Source organism: Pseudomonas duriflava (genome assembly GCF_007830155.1).
GTDB lineage: Bacteria > Pseudomonadota > Gammaproteobacteria > Pseudomonadales > Pseudomonadaceae > Chryseomonas > Chryseomonas duriflava.
Genome location: NZ_VLKY01000004.1, coordinates 174,783 through 193,290 on the forward strand (window position 1 = coordinate 174,783; position 18,508 = coordinate 193,290).

General features: G+C 54.3%; 12 protein-coding genes, 2 tRNA genes and 2 pseudogenes. 8 read left to right on the forward strand and 8 right to left on the reverse strand.

Annotated elements, in window-relative coordinates:
• Positions 1–11 precede the first annotated feature (11 nt).
• Entirely contained in the window at positions 12–869 is an 858-nt protein-coding gene (locus IQ22_RS07200; protein WP_208733613.1) for an aldo/keto reductase, read from the forward strand.
• Between the two features lie 154 nt (positions 870–1,023).
• Positions 1,024–2,922 (forward strand): potassium transporter Kup, encoded by a 1,899-nt coding sequence (locus IQ22_RS07205; RefSeq protein ID WP_208733614.1) that lies wholly within the window; start codon positions 1,024–1,026, stop codon positions 2,920–2,922.
• Between the two features lie 31 nt (positions 2,923–2,953).
• Here the strand turns inward: IQ22_RS07205 and IQ22_RS07210 are convergent, their stop codons facing one another.
• The 5 genes and pseudogenes from IQ22_RS07210 to IQ22_RS07230 form a co-directional block, all read right to left on the reverse strand.
• Positions 2,954–3,259 carry a hypothetical protein gene (locus IQ22_RS07210; RefSeq protein WP_145140233.1) on the reverse strand — a complete coding sequence of 102 codons (306 nt, stop codon included), beginning with the start codon at positions 3,257–3,259 and terminating at the stop codon, positions 2,954–2,956.
• Positions 3,260–3,367: 108 nt separating this feature from the next.
• Positions 3,368–4,645 carry a virulence factor family protein gene (locus IQ22_RS07215; protein ID WP_145140237.1) on the reverse strand — a complete coding sequence of 426 codons (1,278 nt, stop codon included), beginning with the start codon at positions 4,643–4,645 and terminating at the stop codon, positions 3,368–3,370.
• Positions 4,645–7,297: pseudogene (gene mprF / locus IQ22_RS07220) on the reverse strand (bifunctional lysylphosphatidylglycerol flippase/synthetase MprF). Before mprF ends, IQ22_RS07215 begins: the two are co-directional and overlap by 1 nt.
• 176 nt (positions 7,298–7,473) lie before the next feature.
• Positions 7,474–7,550: transfer RNA gene (locus IQ22_RS07225), tRNA-Met, on the reverse strand.
• 106 nt (positions 7,551–7,656) lie between these two features.
• Positions 7,657–7,733 (reverse strand) — tRNA-Met (locus tag IQ22_RS07230).
• A 152-nt stretch (positions 7,734–7,885) separates the two neighbouring features.
• On the opposite strand from IQ22_RS07230, the gene IQ22_RS07235 reads away from it, so the two are divergent.
• From IQ22_RS07235 to IQ22_RS07245, 3 genes are all read left to right on the forward strand, one after another.
• Positions 7,886–8,176: a hypothetical protein gene (locus IQ22_RS07235; RefSeq protein ID WP_145140241.1), complete on the forward strand. Its 291-nt coding sequence runs from the start codon at positions 7,886–7,888 to the stop codon at positions 8,174–8,176.
• A gap of 343 nt (positions 8,177–8,519) precedes the next feature.
• Positions 8,520–10,409: a methyl-accepting chemotaxis protein gene (locus tag IQ22_RS24295; RefSeq protein ID WP_145140243.1), complete on the forward strand. Its 1,890-nt coding sequence runs from the start codon at positions 8,520–8,522 to the stop codon at positions 10,407–10,409.
• A 136-nt stretch (positions 10,410–10,545) separates the two neighbouring features.
• On the forward strand, positions 10,546–10,851 hold the full coding sequence (locus IQ22_RS07245; protein WP_145140245.1) for a hypothetical protein: 306 nt from the start codon (positions 10,546–10,548) through the stop codon (positions 10,849–10,851).
• A gap of 95 nt (positions 10,852–10,946) precedes the next feature.
• Here the strand turns inward: IQ22_RS07245 and IQ22_RS07250 are convergent, their stop codons facing one another.
• A complete protein-coding gene (locus IQ22_RS07250; RefSeq protein WP_145140248.1) occupies positions 10,947–11,189 on the reverse strand; it encodes a hypothetical protein in 243 nt (80 codons plus the stop codon).
• A 149-nt stretch (positions 11,190–11,338) separates the two neighbouring features.
• On the opposite strand from IQ22_RS07250, the gene dinB reads away from it, so the two are divergent.
• Positions 11,339–12,397 carry a DNA polymerase IV gene (gene dinB / locus IQ22_RS07255; RefSeq protein WP_145140251.1) on the forward strand — a complete coding sequence of 353 codons (1,059 nt, stop codon included), beginning with the start codon at positions 11,339–11,341 and terminating at the stop codon, positions 12,395–12,397.
• 100 nt (positions 12,398–12,497) lie between these two features.
• Here dinB and IQ22_RS07260 read toward each other — a convergent pair.
• Both IQ22_RS07260 and IQ22_RS07265 read right to left on the reverse strand, forming a co-directional pair.
• A pseudogene (locus tag IQ22_RS07260) lies at positions 12,498–13,483 on the reverse strand (2-hydroxyacid dehydrogenase).
• A gap of 75 nt (positions 13,484–13,558) precedes the next feature.
• On the reverse strand, positions 13,559–16,327 hold the full coding sequence (locus tag IQ22_RS07265; protein WP_145140254.1) for a response regulator: 2,769 nt from the start codon (positions 16,325–16,327) through the stop codon (positions 13,559–13,561).
• 228 nt (positions 16,328–16,555) lie between these two features.
• Here IQ22_RS07265 and IQ22_RS07270 point away from each other — a divergent pair, with 228 nt between their 5' ends.
• Together IQ22_RS07270 and IQ22_RS07275 are read left to right on the forward strand one after the other, a co-directional pair.
• Positions 16,556–17,497 carry an ABC transporter substrate-binding protein gene (locus IQ22_RS07270; protein ID WP_244309000.1) on the forward strand — a complete coding sequence of 314 codons (942 nt, stop codon included), beginning with the start codon at positions 16,556–16,558 and terminating at the stop codon, positions 17,495–17,497.
• On the forward strand, positions 17,497–18,507 hold the full coding sequence (locus tag IQ22_RS07275; RefSeq protein ID WP_145140257.1) for a FecCD family ABC transporter permease: 1,011 nt from the start codon (positions 17,497–17,499) through the stop codon (positions 18,505–18,507). The genes IQ22_RS07270 and IQ22_RS07275 overlap by 1 nt, the downstream gene beginning before the upstream one ends.
• Position 18,508: the final 1 nt, after the last annotated feature.

The window sequence follows — 18,508 nt, forward strand, 5'->3', positions numbered from 1 at the left end:
CTTCCGCTCTGATGCTGAGTACATGGCTGCCGCGCCTCAGCTTGGCCGATACGATGATGCTCAAGCGCCAGATTCCGACTACAGGCGAGCAGATTCCTATCATCGGTCTGGGCACGGCCGATGTGTTTAATGTTGACAGTACGCCTGAAGCGCTCAAGCCGCTGGCACAGGTACTGGATCGATTGTTTGGTGCGGGCGGTACGGTTATTGATACCGCGCCCAGCTACGTGAAGTCGCAAGGTGTAGTTGGCACCCTTCTGGCGCAACAGGGACGGGCGGATCAGGCATTTCTGGCGACCAAGGTCGAAGGACAGGAAACCAGCATCGCTGACATCGAGGCGGAAATGAAGGATCTGCAGGGTGCCAAAATCGACCTGCTCCAAGTGCACAGTATGATCAACTTCAACACGGTAATGCCGTTTTTGCGAGAAATGAAGCAGCAGGGCCAAGTGCGCTACATAGGCATTACTCATCACTCGGAACGGGCCCAGGACGAGATGATCAAGCTGGTAGAAAAGGAGCCTATGGATTTTGTGCAGATCAACCTGAACACCCGCGATACAGCAGCGGAGAAGCGTCTTCTGCCGTTATGTCAAGACAAGGGTGTGGCTGTTATGATCAATCGTCCTTTTCTGGATGGTCAACTGTTTCGGGTAGTAGAAGGCAAGCCGGTCCCCGAATTCGCGGCCGAAATCGGCTGCACGTCGTGGGCGGAATTGATGATCAAATATATTATTTCTCATCCCTCCGTTACGTGTGTTATTCCAGCGACTTCAAAGCCTGAGCATATGGCAGAAAACGCGGCGGCTGGCAGTGGCGTGCTGCCTGACGAGCCCATGCGCCGCCGCATCGCCGCTTATTTCGAATAAGTTTGATAAAGGAAAAACCGCTCTATTTAGGGCAGGTACAGGGCTGAAATGCCAAAAACCTGCCATAGTGCATGGGCTTTTATGGTCGCTCGCACTTGATCCTGCCGCCACATCGGAGCAGGATGCGCCCGTTTCGATGAGCCCGGAGTCTTGAATGAGTCAAGCTGCTGCCCAGCACCATGGTGAAAAAAGCGCTTCGCCCCTTGGGATGGCAATCGCTGCCGCCGGTATCGTATACGGTGATATCGGTACCAGTCCTCTCTATACCCTAAAGGAAGTCTTTGCGCCTACGTATGGTCTGGCTCCCAGCCATGACAGCGTACTCGGCATCCTGTCACTGATCTTCTGGTCATTGATTTGGGTAGTAACGATCAAATACGTCTTCTTTGTCCTGCGGGCCGATAACCAAGGTGAAGGCGGAATCATGGCTCTGACGGCGCTGGCGCGACGGGCGTCGGCACCGTTCCCACGATTGCAGTTCGTACTTGTACTGCTGGGTCTGTTCGGCGCCTCGCTGTTCTATGGTGAGAGTATGATCACACCGGCCATCTCTGTTCTGTCGGCCGTGGAAGGCTTGGAAGTGGCGTTCAGCGGGCTGGATCATGTCATAGTACCTGCGGCCATCATCATCCTGGTGGGCTTGTTTCTACTTCAACGTGGCGGGACCGCACGTATCGGCAAGCTATTTGGGCCGATCATGGTGGTATGGTTTACTACGCTAGGTGCATTGGGTATCTATGGCATCCTGCAGGCACCCGAGGTGCTCAAGGCGCTAAATCCCTGGTGGGCGTTTAATTTCTTCGCCGTGCATCCAGGGCTCGGTATTGCCATTCTAGGCGCCGTGGTACTGGCTCTTACCGGCGCAGAGGCTTTGTATGCCGATATGGGGCATTTTGGGCGCAAACCCGTCGCGCGGGCTTGGCTGTTCCTGGTACTGCCTGGCTTGGTACTTAATTATTACGGTCAGGGCGCTCTAGTCCTGATTGATCCCAGTTCGGTTCGCAACCCGTTTTATCTGCTGGCACCGGAGTGGGCCTTGATCCCGATGGTGATTCTGGCCACGTTCGCTACGGTTATCGCCTCGCAGGCTGTTATCTCTGGTGCGTTTTCGATTACGCGTCAGGCTATCCAGTTGGGGTACGTACCGCGTATGCAGATTCTTCATACTTCCAGCCATGAGCAGGGACAGATTTATATTCCTGCCATGAATTGGGCGTTACTGACAGGTGTCATTCTACTGATTCTGGGCTTCGAGTCGTCCGGCAACCTGGCCGAGGCTTATGGCATCGCCGTAACCGGTACCATGTTGATCACAACGTGTCTGGTCTCCTCGGTCATTTTGCTGCTATGGAAATGGCCTCGGTGGTTTGCGATTCCTATGCTCATCGGCTTCTTTATTGTCGACTCTCTGTACTTTGCAGCTAATGTTCCGAAGATCGTGGCAGGCGGCGCATTTCCGGTCATCGCCGGGATTGTACTGTTCATCCTGATGACCACCTGGAAGCGTGGGCGCCAGATCCTGGCGAACCGGCTGGACGAAGGTGCTTTGCCGTTACCCATCTTTATTGGCAGCATCCGTTCCAATCCACCATTTCGAGCCAAGGGTACGGCTGTATTTCTGACAGCCCGCCCTGAGGCCGTACCGCATGCGCTCTTGCATAACATGTTGCACAACCAGGTCTTGCATGAACAGGTAGTGCTGCTCACGGTGGTGTATGAAGATACGCCACGGGTGCCGGTGAGTCGGCGTCTAGAGGTCGATAACTACGGTGATGGCTTCTACCGGGTCATTCTGCACTATGGCTTTATGGATGAACCAGACGTGCCTGCGGCGCTGGCGCTCTGCCACTTGGAAGATCTTGACTTCACGCCGATGCGTACCACGTACTTCCTCAGTCGCGAAACAGTTATCGCCTCGAACAATCGGCTGGGTATGGCCCGTTGGCGTGAAAATCTGTTTGCCTTCTTGATGAAGAATGCCAGCGGTAGCCTGCGGTTCTTCAATCTCCCGGTGAACCGAGTGATCGAGCTGGGTACCCAGATCGAAATATGAGGAGAAGCGACCGCTGTATAAAAGCGGTCGCTCAGTTCACGGCTGGCGGCGGTAGCGCGTCGGGATCGGTGATAAAAGGCATTTCCCAGGCATTAAGGGTTTCGCCCTTCTGAATGACCTCCTGGCGCGCCTCTTCAATGAGACATTTGAGCGCCATTGGATTGCCATACTGGGCGCTGGTGACTTCCGCCAGAGCAAACACCTGTTCGCCCTGTGCATTCAACACGCTGAAGCCAAAGCTTTTCCCGTCGGGGTTAGCTGAGGTTACGCAGCCTAGTGGTACAAACGCCCTCACAACCAGCTTTTCAGCCGCATCCAATGAAAGGGGTGTGCTCATGGTATTCTTCCTGAGCAAAGTGGGAGTGCCTTATAGACCGTAAACGGCTTATGTGTTTCTTGCCGTTCGTCCTGCATGCCGCCGCGGCAGTGTAGCGGCATGCAATATTCAAGGCCTTATGCGTTCCTCGATTGCCTTCATCATATGACGGGCCAGTTGGTCATAATCCTTGTCGAAATGATGGCCGCCTGTAATTTGCAATGTTTCGAAACGGGCCCTCGACTGGGTGCAGCCGCTTTCGTCCACTTCTTCCGAGCCATAAATACAATAAATTTTCTCGGCCGGGATCATATTCACTTCCGGCCCGGTCTGCATTTCGTCTCCCGTCTTACCAAGCCAACCTTCTACTTGGATTTCGAAGTTACCGCTACGGGCGAACGCCAGCAGCAACAGGGTTGAAACCTGCTGCTGATCTGCCTCAGGCAGACGATTGTAGACAGCGGGCAAGATGTCTGCGCCAAATGAATAGCCAGCCAGCACAAAGTGCTTGGCCCCCCAACGCTCGCGATAGGTTTTCATCAGACGCGACAGATCCGTCGCGACCCGCTCGGGACTTTTGTGCTCCCAGAAATAGCGCAGCGTATCGACACCCACCACAGGCCAACCGTTTTCCGCCATGGTCTGTGCAGAGTCCCGATCAAGATCGCGCCAGCCACCATCCCCCGAGTAGAAAATGGTAACCGTGTCTTTGTGGGCGGCAGGTTTTTCAGCCGGTATTTCGATCGTAGGTACATCACCGCCCTGGCCCAGGAGCTGGCGTTGCAGTTGATCACGTAACAGCGTAACCAGAGGCGTTCCGTAATTACTGATTGTAGTATCGGCATTGGCCAGGCTGCGTACGAAGCGGGCCGTCTCATCGCCAGGATTGTCGTTCCAGGCGAGATGCCAATGGCCGTGGTCGGACTTTTGCGGAAGCGGTTGAGTACAGTCACGCTGTTCATCAATCTTGCTGCCAACGGACAAGGCATTGACATCGTCAACGTTCTGCTCGGCCAGCCAACGCCAGGCCACGAGCCCACCCTCGTTGATCCCTGCTACCCAAGTAGGGCGGCTATCCAGGTAACTAGACGCTTCCTCCAAATTAGCGCGCTGTAAATTGCAGTCATCACTGGCCGGTACTTCATACTGCACCAGGGCAGCCTTGGTGCTAGTAGCCAAGGCCAGTAGATCTGCATCGGATAGTTGCTGATCAGGCGGTGTAGCGATCACGACGCGAGCCTGTGGCTCGCCAGCGGGGCGGGCGAGGGTGATGAGGCGCTGGTCGGCTTGCATATAGCTTTGCACAATTGGCGAACTGGGCCAGCGATGAAGCCACCACCAGACTGTGCCTACCACTAGCGAAGCCATAATTAAAACTAGGAACAACCAGCGATTGCGTTTAGTCATCAACGTTTTACCAATCCAGTAAAGCCACCCGCGATCAAGGCAGCGGTATCGGCCAGGGCGACAAGGGGGTCAAGTCCAGCAGGTACGGCCAGATAGCGGGGCTCCCATTCTGGATCGAATTTATTCTTAAACCGTCTGAGACCTTGAAAGTTATAGAACTGCTCTCCGCGGCGGAACACCATGGCGCCAAGGCGCTGGGTGAGCGGAGCCCCGCGTCGGGGCTGTAGACCGGCAAGAGGCACCATGCCCAGTCTGAAACGCTCAAGGCCACGCTCCTTGAAATGTAGGATCAGGCCTAGCATTAAAAACTCCATGGTCAGTTTGGGCGCATCGGCTGATACGCGCATAAGATCAATGCTAGCCAGCTCGCCTGTATGAGTTTCCAGCAGATTGGCGAACGCCACGGCCTTACCCTGAACGCGTACTACGGCAATCCGGAAGTAAGACAGGTAATCAGGATCGAACCGTCCTAAAGAAAAGCCTTTTTCCCGAACATGCTTGCTTTCAAGCCAACTGTCCGAAATGAGCTTAAGCTCGCTGAATGGGGCTTGTCCGACTTCGTGAAACTCAAGGGCTAACCCGTCACGCTGACCACGGTTCCAGGTATAGCGCAGATCTTTTTTCCCCTTGCTATCAAGATCGAAGCTTCTCAGGTTTACCCGGGCTTCCTCGCCTAGCTTCAAAGCAGTCAGGCCAATGTCCATATAAAAGGGTAAGTTTTCTGCACGCACCTGATAGAACACCGGGCGGGCATGGTGCATGTCACACAGGTCACGAAATTTCCAAATGAGTTCGGCACGCGCCTGTGCCGAGCCGATGGGGTCAAACAGGGCAATCAGGCTGCGTCCACGACGCCCATACATGACAAAAGCGGATTCTGTTTCATGAAACAGGAGGGCTTTATCGCCTGTCATGACCAGACTGCCGTCCGGCTGGTTTGACGTTTGGACAGCGTGCAGAGCTCTCTGCAGATTTTCCTGGGTTGGTAGCTCCGTAGCAGGAGGAGCGGCTCTAAGTAGCCAACCGAGCGACAGGGCTAACAAAAGTACCACACTACCCATTGCCGCTCGTGCACCTCGGGGGGCGCCAGGTTCCAGGGTAAATTGCCACCACAGCTGATTATCGTAGGAGGCATCTTGGTATACAAACAGCAGTAACCAAATGGACGCTGCCACTACACACAGGCTCGCCATGACATATAAGGGAGAGAAGGGAACTTCCAAAAGCCGACTGCGGCGATAGAACGAACGACGAAAGGTTGCCAGCAGGGCAGCTGTAATTGCTAAAAGCGACGCTTCTTCCCAGTCGAATCCTTTGAATAAAGAAAGCAGCGATCCGACTAATAGCAGGACAAGGGTTAGTACCCAGGCAGCAGAGAGCCGGCGGCGCAAGCCTTGGGCCAAAAGCAGGCACACTACACCGATCAGGCTGGCACCCAAGTGTGAGGCTTCAATCAGGCGTTGTGGCAGTAAAAAGCCGATACCTTGAAGGCGTATGTCGATCTCGGGCGTGACGCCAGAGAACAAGAGAGCAACACCAGAGAAAAATACCAGAACGGCTAGGATAGGCGCAGCCAGCCCGGACGCAATGCGAACAGCCGAGCTACCCGGCAAAAAACGTTTTCCCTCGGTAAAGAGTAATATCAGGCAAGCGATGACAAAGGGCAGGAGTACGTAAATCAACCGGTACAGCAGCAGGGCGGCAGCTAAGGGAGCCGTGCCGATCTGATTTGAAAAAGCCGCCAGTAGTACGGCTTCGAACACGCCTACTCCACCCGGGACATGGCTAAGTACGCCAGCTGCCAGGGCTAACAGATAGACCAGCAGGAAAGCGCCCACAGGAAGTGTTTCCGGTAGGAGCAGGTAGAGCACTGCTGCGGCGGCCAATACGTCCAGTGCGGTGATTACCACTTGTAAAAGCGACAATTTAAGACTGGGCAGGCGCAAGGTACGTCGCCCCAGGCGGAAAAGGCGACTATCCGGCGAAGGCTGCTCGGGCAGGAGGCGCCGCCTTAAGACCATGAGCACAACGGCGTAAACGAGCAGAATCGCTAAGGCGATTTCGGCCACTAGAGCGACAGGCAAGCGTAAGGCAGTAGACGCTGAGGGTAAGTCACTCAGGGCTGCCAGGGCAGCTAAAGGCGGTAAGGCTGCTCCCAGGGCTAGGCTGGAAAAAAAGGTCATTCGAGCAACTTCCAGCGCGCTCAAACCCTGGCGGGCATAGAGTCGATACCGTACGGAGCCGCCGGAAAGCATAGAAAGACCTACTGCATTACCAATCGCAAAGGCTGTAAAACCCCCCTAGCATGAGAATTCGTGTAGGAATCTTTACGCCGGCGAAACGCTGGGCTGACCATTCATACCCCAACAGGATAATGAAGCCTAAAACAGTAGCGGCTAGAGCGCCTGCAATCGAGTAAGCCGGAATACCTAGAAGGGCACTGTGCAGTGAGGGCAGATCAATTTCGCTGACCAAGTGCCAGCATACCAACAAGGCTATACCAAACAGGACTAGAGTTAATCCTAGCTCTAGCGGCTCCTTATAGGCGGTTATACGCTCGAGAAAACGCCAGGGTAAAGCTGGTGGGGCGGTAGTGATAGCGTCAGAAGATAATGCAGGTGGCGAAGGTGACACTGAGTCATTGGTGCTCATGGACGCGCCTCAGGGAAACTGCGCGTCAGATTAATCAGATGTGGAGTTTTTCCAAGTCCCTCTCTGAAAAAAAATTGATACATTTTTCGTTGCTGTTGAGGTCTGGCCATAGAAAATGGCCAGTTGAAACAAAATTGAGGGCAAAAAAAAGCCACTCATGTGAGTGGCTTTTAAATTGGTTGCGGGAGCTGGATTTGAACCAACGACCTTCGGGTTATGAGCCCGACGAGCTACCAGACTGCTCCATCCCGCTTCAGAAGACGGCCAATTATAGAGACTTCTTTATGCTTGTCAAGAAGTTGTTTAGCTAATAAATATTGTGCAAAAAAAAGCCACTCATGTGAGTGGCTTTTTGAATTTGGTTGCGGGGGCTGGATTTGAACCAACGACCTTCGGGTTATGAGCCCGACGAGCTACCAGACTGCTCCACCCCGCGCTGCCCATTATAGGGATCTGTAAGAGGGCGTCAAGAGAAAATTCAAGCGTGACAGGCATTTAGTCATTTTTGCCAACGCTACGACTGGCGGCATGCAGCTTTTCGTGCGGCGTGCTGCCTTATTAAAGGAGTCTTTTAAGGAGCGAACCCATATGAATGTTTTGCTTAAGGCGGCAGCCGTACTGATAGTGGGTGGGTATCCGGTTGGAGCGTATGCGCAAGCGGACGAGACGGGGCGTACGCCTCAAGATACGGATCATGATCCCCGTCGGGTTGAGATAATCGCGCCCGATGCGCAGCAGAACGAGCAGCGCCAGCGCGGTATCGAATTGCCCGAAGGGCGTGTTACTCAAGGCGCGACCCGCAGTGATCCATTAGCCCGTGAGCGGCAGCAGATCGACAACGATATGGAGTTGGATCGCAAGCAGCCTCTCAATAATTGAGGGGTTCCTATTAAACGGAGTCACTGCCTGAAGCTGCTAGCTTTAGCAGAGGAGGGCATCGCTATGTTGGTTTAGGTAAAGCTGGTTTTTACAAAAAAGATAAGCGGTTAGATCTAAAGGACTTTTTTCTTATTTATATGGGTCATTAGTACAGGTGTTGAGCGCTCTGCACCTCCCTGGCGGTTTTACGTCGCTGTCGGCCGCCAGGGCCATTTTCTTCTACTGCTCCAGTTTTGCTGCTTTTTCGTGTCGTATTCAACTAATAGCTACGATTGCCGATAGGGTAAAGCTTGCTTGATACATTCAGTGTTCCTTGCGCTCCTATCCTCTCAAGGCTTTTCTTATGCTTAAAAACCTGACCTTCAGTCACAAGATCTTGGCTATGGCCAGCGTTGTGCTGATCTCTGCGTTTTCTTTATTTATGCTCTACAACGATTATTTGCAACGCAACGCTATCGAGCGCGATGTGGAGTCTCGCTTGAATGAGTTAGGCGAGAGTGCAGCGAGTAATATTTCTAACTGGTTGGGAAGCCGAATCACGTTGCTCGAAAGCGAAGCGCAGGGAGTTCAGCGCGATCTGTCACCTGAAGCCTTTACAGCAGTGCTTGAACAAAAAGCCTATACCTCCAGTTTTGACCTGACCTACCTGGGCGAGGCTGACGGCACCTTTACAGTAAGGCCCCAGGTCAAGATGCCCGATGACTTCGATCCCCGCACCCGGCCCTGGTACCAAAACGCCCAAGCCAAGGGAGGCTCGGTTCTGACCGAGCCTTATGTGGATGCTGCCAGTGGCGGCCTGATCATGAGTATGGCAACGCCCGTAATGAAAGAAGGAGAGGTGGTCGGGGTAGTTGGTAGCGACCTAAGCCTGGATAAGATGGTGTCCATCGTCAATTCACTAAATCTGGGCGGTATGGGACATGCCATACTGGTCAACAGCGAAGGCAAGGTACTGGTCAGCCCTAATAAGGAAGAAGTAGGAAAAACATTAGCGGAACTGTTTCCTCGCGGAGCGCCGACTCTGGATACTGAGCTTGATGAGGTCGAGTTAGGTGGTATGGCTCATCTAGTAAGCTTCAGGCCCGTCGCGGGATTGCCTTCGGTTGATTGGCGTTTGGGGCTGATGATCGACAAGAGCAAAGCGTATGCACCCTTGAAGGAGTTTCGTATTTCCGCACTGATCGCGATGGTAATCGGTGTTGTGTTGATCATCTTGCTATTGGGTGTCTTGATTCGAGTTCTGATGAAGCCGCTCCATACTATGACCCACGCCATGCAGGATATCGCCCAGGGTGAGGGAGACTTGACGCAGCGACTGACTATTACCAGCCGTGACGAGTTTGGTGCGCTGGCGGGCTACTTCAACCGTTTCGTCGAGCGTATTCATGCCTCCATTTGTGAGGTGTCGTCTAGTACACGTCAGCTCAACGATGTATCTAGACAGGTTATTGCGGCCTCCACGTCATCGCTGCATAACTCGGACAATCAGGCTGGACGGACCGGCAGTGTGGCAGCAGCCATCAACGAATTGGGAGCCGCCACCCAGGAAATTGCTCGCAATGCCGCTGATGCCTCTCAACAAGCGTCGAATGCTCGTCAGCAGGCCGAAGAAGGTCGCCGTGTACTAAGCCAGACGTTGAAAGCAATGGAGGGGTTGTCTTCCACTATCAGCGCATCGTGTGGTCGCATAGATGAGCTGAACCAAAAAACTACAAATATTGGTCATATCCTGGAGGTAATTAAGGGTATTTCTGAACAGACCAACCTGCTGGCGTTGAATGCTGCTATCGAAGCCGCACGGGCAGGTGAGGCCGGACGCGGGTTTGCAGTAGTTGCTGATGAGGTTCGTAACCTGGCCCACCGAACGCAGAGTTCGGCGCAGGAAATCCAAAGTATGATCCAAGAGTTGCAGGTGGGTGCCGGCGAGGCGGTAACTACCATGACTGAAAGTCAACGCTTCAGCGAAGAGAGCATTCGTATCGCCAATCAAGCCGATCAGCGTCTGGGTAGTGTTGCCGATCGTATTGTCGAGATCGATGGTATGACGCAATCAGTGGCTGCGGCTACTGAGGAACAGAGTGCGGTAGTCGAGTCGCTAAATGTGGATATTACTCAAATCAATACGCTGAACCAGCAGGGTGTAGAGAACTTGCATTCAACTATGAATGCCTGCCAGGCCCTTGAACAGGAGGCGTCACGTTTGGAGCAGTTGGTATCCAGCTTCCGAATTTGATGTTCCATTAGTAGCTGATCTTGAGCAGACTTTAAATAACGCCCCGAAAATGGGGCGTTATTTTTTTCAGCATCAAACAAATGATCTGGCGGTCTCATTCAGGACGGCTGTTGCTTAGCAATTATGGGAGGTCCAGATGCACCTGATCCAGTTATTCCTGCCGCTTTATGACAACAAGCACCAGGCTTTACCGGGTTCGCTGTTTAATGAAGTGCGTCAAGAGCTGGTTGAGCGTTTTGGCGGCCTGACAGCTTTTAGTCGCGCGCCTGTAAAGGGGCTATGGCAGGATAATGACGATACCGTTCAGGATGAATTGGTCATTTATGAGGTAATGGCCAAGACACTAGACCGCTCGTGGTGGGCCGATTATAGAGCCACGCTGGAGACTCGCTTCCGTCAGGAGCAAATAGTAGTACGAACGCATGAAATCAGCTTGCTCTGAATAGTAAGATGTACCCTGCTAGGTGCTTCTGACGGAGTCTTTGAGATGAAGTCTGCGTTAGCAATGTTTGATTCAGTTTACCTTTAGGTTCGAGATCATTTTTTGTTGCGCTGAGCTTCTACCTCATCCAGTTTCCGATTCAGCTCTTGAGTCTGGTTTTCAAGTTTTTTATTCGACACTGGGGTAATGACCTTATCGATCGTATGGGTCCCAGGCTCCGGACTTTCCAGGTCTTGTACAGCATTTTCAGGCAATTTGCGCTGCACGTGAGCGTCGTCTACTTGTTCGGTTCGGTCTGCCTGTTGAGCCTTCTCGTGCGCATGGGGATGATCAGTCATGGAACAACTCCTGAACAATTCATGGGTTACCTTTTTCCGAGTTCCATCGCCTCGATAAAGTTTCTGGTATCCGCTGGGTGGACGTAGTGTGATCGCGCATAATAAGGACGCAACGGCTGTCGTTCAGCGTAATTGCCAGATGTGAAATCATGACGCAGAGAAAGATCATCCATATCGATTGCGACTGCTTTTATGCCGCTGTCGAGATGCGTGACGACCCTCGGTTGGCTGGACGGCCCTTGGCCGTGGGCGGTACGCCTGACCGGCGAGGTGTGGTCGCTACATGCAATTACGAGGCGCGGGCTTATGGGGTGCGCTCGGCCATGGCCTCGCACCAGGCCCAGCGACTATGTCCGGATATTGTTTTTGTCCGTCCTCGCTTTGATGTATACAAGGCCGTATCGCGTCAAATTCACACGATTTTTCGCGATTTTACTGATTTGATCGAGCCGCTTTCGTTGGATGAGGCTTATCTTGACGTATCAGATAGCTCACATTTTGCTGGCAGCGCCACGCGGATTGCCCAAGAGATCCGTCGGCGGGTCTGGGAAGAGCTAGAAATTACAGTCTCGGCGGGCGTCGCGCCAAACAAGTTTCTAGCCAAGATTGCCAGCGATTGGCGCAAGCCCAATGGATTGTTCGTAATTACCCCGCCGGAAGTAGAAGGTTTTGTAGCCACGCTGCCGGTTGCGCGCCTGCATGGAGTGGGCAAGGTCACAGCGGACAAACTGGCACGTCTGGGTATCGAACGCTGCGTGCATTTGTTGGAGTGGGGACGGCTGGCTCTGATCAAGGAGTTTGGTAGTTTTGGGGAGCGCTTATGGAAGCTGGCCCAAGGCGTTGATGAGCGTCCAGTGGAGGTTGATAGCCGTAGGCAATCCTTAAGTGTCGAAAATACCTTTGATCATGACTTGCCGGATCTGGCGTCCTGCACCGCTCAACTGCCAGCGCTGCTCGAAGAGTTGACCGAGCGGCTAGGGCGGCTCGATGCTAGCTACCGGCCGGAAAAACCTTTTGTCAAAGTGAAGTTTCATGACTTTACCCAGACAACTCTCGAACAGGCCGGTGCTGGACGAGATATCGACAGTTATCGACGTTTGCTAACCCAGGCCTTTATGCGCGGTGCCAAACCGGTGCGTTTGCTGGGTGTGGGGGTACGTCTGATCGATTTACGTGAAGGCGACCGGCAGTTGACATTATTCGACTAGCTGTCACTTACGAGGTAGCGTTCGTCAGGGATTCAGCTGGCGCAGTTTGCCACGGCCTCGTGTCTGCCCTTCCTGCAGAGCATCGTCTATCAAGTTGCTTCTATAAGACACAATTAACAGGCTGGCCCTGTTGCCAGGCTAGGATGTTATCCAGAGTGGTCTGAGCAATGGCCGTCAAGGCTTCCTGAGTCAGGAACGCTTGATGAGCAGTCACAATGACGTTGGGGAAGCTCAAGAGTCTGGCGAGTATATCATCCTGTAGAGGCTCGTCGGAGCGATCGGCAAAGAACAAAGCCGCCTCTTCTTCATAAACATCCAGACCCAGGTAGCCCAAGCTACCGTTTTTCAGAGAGTCGATCAGGTCAGCCGTAGCAACAAGTCCGCCACGGCTCGTGTTGATCAACATGGCGCCACGCTTCATGTGACTAAGGCTGTTCCGGTCAATGATATAACGAGTTTCAGGCGTGAGCGGGCAGTGCAGGCTAACAATGTCCGCGCTAGCGAGTAACGTCTCGACGGCTACATATTGCACTCCAACAGCTTGCAGTTGCTCGTTGGGGTACGGATCACTTGCCAGAACGGTACAGCTAAATCCCCGCATAATTCGGGCAAAGACCTGGCCGATTTGACCCGTGCCGATGACGCCTACTGTTTTTCCATTCAGGTCGAAGCCCGTCAGCCCATGCAAAGAAAAGTCACCGTCTCGCGTCCGATTGCTGGCGCGAGGGAGGCGGCGATTGAGTGTGAGGATCAGGGCAACGGCATGTTCCGCGACTGCATGAGGCGAATAAGCTAGAACGCGAACCACAGTTAGTCCAAGGGCTTTAGCGGCCAGCAAATCGGCATGGTTATAACCGGCCGAGCGTAACGCGATAAGCCGGGTGCGCCCGAGGCAAGGCGTGTCAGGACTTTGGAGGACAGCACGTCATTGACAAACGCGCACACTACGTCGAAACCTTCAACCAGGGAAACCGTATCCAGGCTTAACTGGGCTGGTTGATAGGTCATCCTGAGGCCGCGCGATCTGTTAGTCGCTTCAAAGCTGTTTCGGTCGTAGATCTGACTGCTAAAAAGAAGGGTCCGCATGGAAAGCTCCTGTCATCTGACTCATAGAGTGTAAACAGGGCCTTCCTGGCGGATATTGAGCAGGGTCAATAGTGCTTAAGCGTATGTTTTTGCCATGCTGGACAGCTGCTCGATGGCAGCATCCAGCTCATCCAGGGCTGGCGAAGAAGTCGGAGCACCTTGCTTGAGGAGGGTTTCGCTATGATGGCAGGCAGCACGCAACTGCGGGACGCCACAATAACGGGTGGCGCCGTGTAGCCGGTGGATACGCTCGATCAGGCCTATCCTGTCGCCGTTTTCGCGTGCTTGCCGAATCGCCTGACGGTCTGCTGCCAGTGAGGCCAATAGCATGGACAGTAAGTCACTGGCCAGGTCTGCCTTGCCAGCGGCGAGCCGCAAGCCTTCTTCCTCATCCAGAATGGGGAGATTGACGATATCTGTACTGCCATTAAGCGGCACGAGATCGTGTACATCGCTCTGATGCAGGCGCAAGCCGGTCCATTTGAGGACGACTTGGGCCAACTGACGATCACTGATGGGTTTGGTCAGGTAGTCGTCCATTCCGGCCTGCAAGAGGGCGCGCTTTTCATTGGACATGGCATGAGCGGTCAAGGCGACAATGGGCACGGAGGGCGCCTCCTGCTCAACCTCCCAGGCTCGAATCGCTTCCGTAGCCTGGCGGCCGTTCATGCCGGGCATTTGAACGTCCATGAACACCAAGTCAAAACGCTCATGCTGTACGGCTTCAACGGCCGCATAGCCACTATCCACACTGGTGACCTCAGCGCCCAAGTCAGTCAGCAGGGTCTGAACCAGCAGTAGGTTGGCCGGGTTATCGTCCACACATAGCAGGCGTGGGGCTCGGTCGTTCATCTTGGTATGCGTATTGTCTACACGCGTAGGTCGCTGGTTCAAAAGCTCCGCTACGGCGCGCTCAAGCTTGCGGCTGCAGACCGGCTTGGCCTGTAACTGGCAATGCACATCTGGAAGTACAGCATGGAAGGTGGTCTGGTCGGTTGTTGGGCAGAACACCAGAGAATTACAGCCGAGACGTTCCAGCTCCCAGATCCGCTCCGTCAAGAGATCGGGAGGCAACATGTTGGAGGCAACTCCCATGACGGCAAGGCCGATCACAGGCTCGCTCGAGGGTTGGTTTGCAACCGCCAGGGTCAGTTTTTCGAGGGTATCGAACTCGACTACTTCCAGTCCGCAATCTTCCAATTGGTGACGTAGGGACTGCCGGGTCAACTCGTGCGGCTCGACGAGACCCACACGCCGACCCGCTACTGCCAGTCGGCGATGCGTTTCGATAGGGTTGCGTGATTTAGGCAGACTGATGGTGATCCAGAATTCGGAGCCCTCGCCAGGCTCGCTGTCCAGCCCGATTTCACCGCCCATTTGTTCGATGAGTCGCTTGGAAATAACCAATCCTAAACCTGTCCCGCCAGCCTGGCGGGACAGTGAATTATCAGCTTGGGTAAAGGCCTGGAACAGCGAGTCGCGGTCCTGTTCGGATAATCCAATGCCGGAGTCCTGTACGCTGATCCTTAGTTGTGCATGGTCCTCATCCTCGTCCTCGACCATGGCACGGACCGCAATGGTCCCCTCATGGGTAAACTTGATCGCATTGCTGATCAGGTTGGTCAAGACCTGGCGCAGCCGCTGCGGGTCGCCTACCAGATGCACCGGAGTGTCACGGTAGATGAGGCAGACCAGCTCCAGCTGCTTTTCATGGGCGGATGGCGCCAGAATGGTCATGGTGTCTTGAATCATGTCCCTTAGATTGAAGGGAATGTTCTCTAGGACCAACTTGCCCGCTTCGATCTTGGAGAAGTCAAGAATCTCGTTGATGATGCCGAGCAGGCTTTCTGCCGAATTCTGGATCGTACTGAGGTAATCCTGCTGGCGCGGCGTCAGTTCGCTTTTTTGCAAGAGGTTGGTGAAACCTAGGATGCCATTGAGCGGCGTACGAATTTCATGGCTCATGTTTGCCAGAAATTCAGACTTGATCCGGCTGGCTTCCAGTGCCTCTTTACGTGCCAGGTCCAGCTCAATGTTTTGAATCTCAATGGTTTCCAGATTCTGTCGCACATCGTCCGTTGCCTGGTCGATGTTGTTCTGCATTTCTTCCTGAGCCGTCTGCATGGCTTCTGCCATGCGGTTGATACCATTGGCCAGGGTGTCAAGCTCATAACTGCCCAGATCTTGTGGCAGTCGGGTGGCCAGTTGTCCATCCTTCAGGTGCGCAACGCCTTCGCCAATGATCCGTAACGGTCGGTTGATACTGCGACCGATCCGGACAGCTACCACAGCAGTCAGGCACAGGCCAAACATGATTAGCAGCAGGCCCAGCATTAGGTTGCGATAGCCACGCAGCAAGGTGGCATGGTGGGAGAGCTCCAGATCAATCCAGCCCAGCAAATGCGTGCCGGACATGTTGTTGACTTCGCCAGTGATCAGCTTGAGATGACGGGCCTGGACGGGGAGATGAAAGTGTGTGACATCCAGGCCGCTGCGTAGGCTGGCGGTTTCGCCATCTTCGCTGCTCATGGGGATCGACATGCTTGGGCCGGCATGGGTCAGGACTTTCTGGTCAACACTGAGAAAACTGATGGCACGGACATCCGGCTGATCCAGAACATCCTGCGCGATACGTCGGAGCACGACCCGGTTGTCCTGGCGCAAGGCCGGTGCAATGAGCGGACCAAGTTGCTCGGCGATCAGCTGACCACGCTCTTCGAGCGCCGTACGCATGTCCGACAGCTGAATCCATGTGAAATACCCACCCAGTACCATAGCCATGGCACATGTGGGCAGCAGACCGAGCAAGAGGATGCGGCCCTTGATTCCTAGCTCGTTCAACACGTCCTGTTTCTCCAGCGGTCAAAGGCTCGCAGTTTAAACGTATGTTTTAGACGAGGGGGAATTTTAAGGCAGGCGGCAGGCAAACGGGCATTGACGGCTTCCTCCGGCGGTAATCGTTCTCTTTTATGTTCACGAATAGTTGTCTTTTGCGGCATTATAGTCGGCCGGGAGCAGGGCGGAGCCGTCTAGGCACTGCCTTGTAGAGTTATCTGTCTAAAGGATTTTTTCATGGCACTCGCAACGTTCAACTTTCCGCGTACGTGGCTGCGTGCGTTTATGCTGTTCACTTCTGTTGTCGCTTCCGTACCGTCTGCTAGTTGGGCGCAGACTGCAGAAGCACGTGCTGTGGAAACCGCTTTTGGAACAGTAACGGTTACAGGAACGCCAAGCCGTGTGGTAGTGCTGAGCGAGAATGCTCTGGATACTGCACTCTCTGCAGGAGTGAAACCGCTCGGTACAGTATCGACGCGTGGCAGTACCGGTGTATCCCGTTACGTACAGGATAAAGTCGGTACGATCGCCATTGTGGGAACTGCCCGTGAAACCAACTTGGAGAGCGTATTCAAGCTACAGCCCGACCTGATTCTGGCGGCCCCCGATTTGCCCAAGGCGCAGTATGAAAAGCTCAGCCTGCTGGCCCCTACCATCGTCCCCTCTACAGCAGTAACGGATGACTGGCGTAAGAGCGTAAGCCTGTATGCTGAAGCGCTGGGGCGGCAAGAAGAGATAAAAGCGTCCTATCAGCAGCTGGATCAGCGCATCGCCGCGCTCAAGGCCCGTATCGCGCCTGGTCAGGTTGCGTCGGTATTACGCTGGAATCCTCAGGGACCTATCCTGATGTCCAGTCATCTGTTTGCAGGGCAATTGTTGCAACAGCTTGGTTTTAAAAGTCCAGCCTTGGCTGAAAGTCTTACCCAGCGGCCTCATAGCGATATTTTGAGCCTTGAGAACCTGCATCAGGCTGATGGTGACTGGCTGTTCCTGGCTACATTGAATCCAGAGGGCGAACAGGCCCTGGCGCAGGCGCGCAACCAACCTGCCTTTGCTCGATTGAATGCAGTCAAGAACAATAAGGTCATCACTGTTGATGGTCAGCTCTGGAGCAGTGGTGCCGGTCCGCTGGCTGCCCAGAAGATTCTTGATGATGTAGAGAAAGTAGTGGCGCACTGATGTCGTCTTCCGCATCCAGACCTCAGGTTGTGAAAAGGTCCTGGCTGATCTGCCTTACACTGGTGGTGTTGAGTGTACTGGCCAGCTTGCTGATAGGTGCTGGTGATGTTTCGCCTGGGCGTTCCGCTCAGGCGTTGTGGAGTGGTGCTGATAGTGAGGCGCGCTTTATTGTTATGGAGCTGCGCTGGCCAAGAACATTGCTAGGCGCCATGGTGGGAATGGCCTTGGGCGCTGCCGGTGTGATCTTGCAGTCCGCTACGCGCAACCCTCTGGCAGAGCCGGGACTTCTAGGCGTCAGTGCCGGCGCCTCGTTCGCTGTGGTGCTGGCCATTAGCCTTGGTAGTAGTGCTGCAACCCTGAACCTGGGCGTGGCTGTAGCGGGTGCGTTGGCCGGCTGCTTTCTAGTCCTGTTGGTAACACAGTTGCGCGGTATCGGGAGTGATCCGGTGCGCCTCATTCTGGTCGGGGCGGCCTTTACCAGCATGTTGATGGCAATCAGTACCCTGATCCTCTTGAGCGATCAGCGCAGCGCTGACGAGATGCGCTTCTGGGTAATTGGCGCCTTGGCCGGTCGGCCTACGGAGACAGCTTATAGCAGTGCCCCAGGCGTGCTGCTCGGCTTGCTGCTTATGCTGCCGTTGATTCGTCCTCTGGCAGCTCTGGCTCTGGGGGAGCGGGTCGCTACAGGGCTTGGGCATCATCCGCAGCTTACGCGAATGAGTGCGCTGGTTTGCGTGGCTATTCTCGTTGGAACGGCAACGGCGGCGGCCGGGCCGATTGCCTTTGTCGGTCTTATCGTGCCATTTGTGGCGCGGCGACTAGTCGGTCCTGATATCCGCCGTACGCTCTGGCTATCTTTATTGATTGGGCCGATTATCATCTTGTTCGCAGATACCATCTCCCGGCTGGTAGTCAAGCCCTATGAACTTCCCATCGGCGTGGTCACGGCATTCATCGGGGCCCCAATCCTGATTGCTGTAGTCCGCGGCCATCGTTTGCCGACGCTGTGAT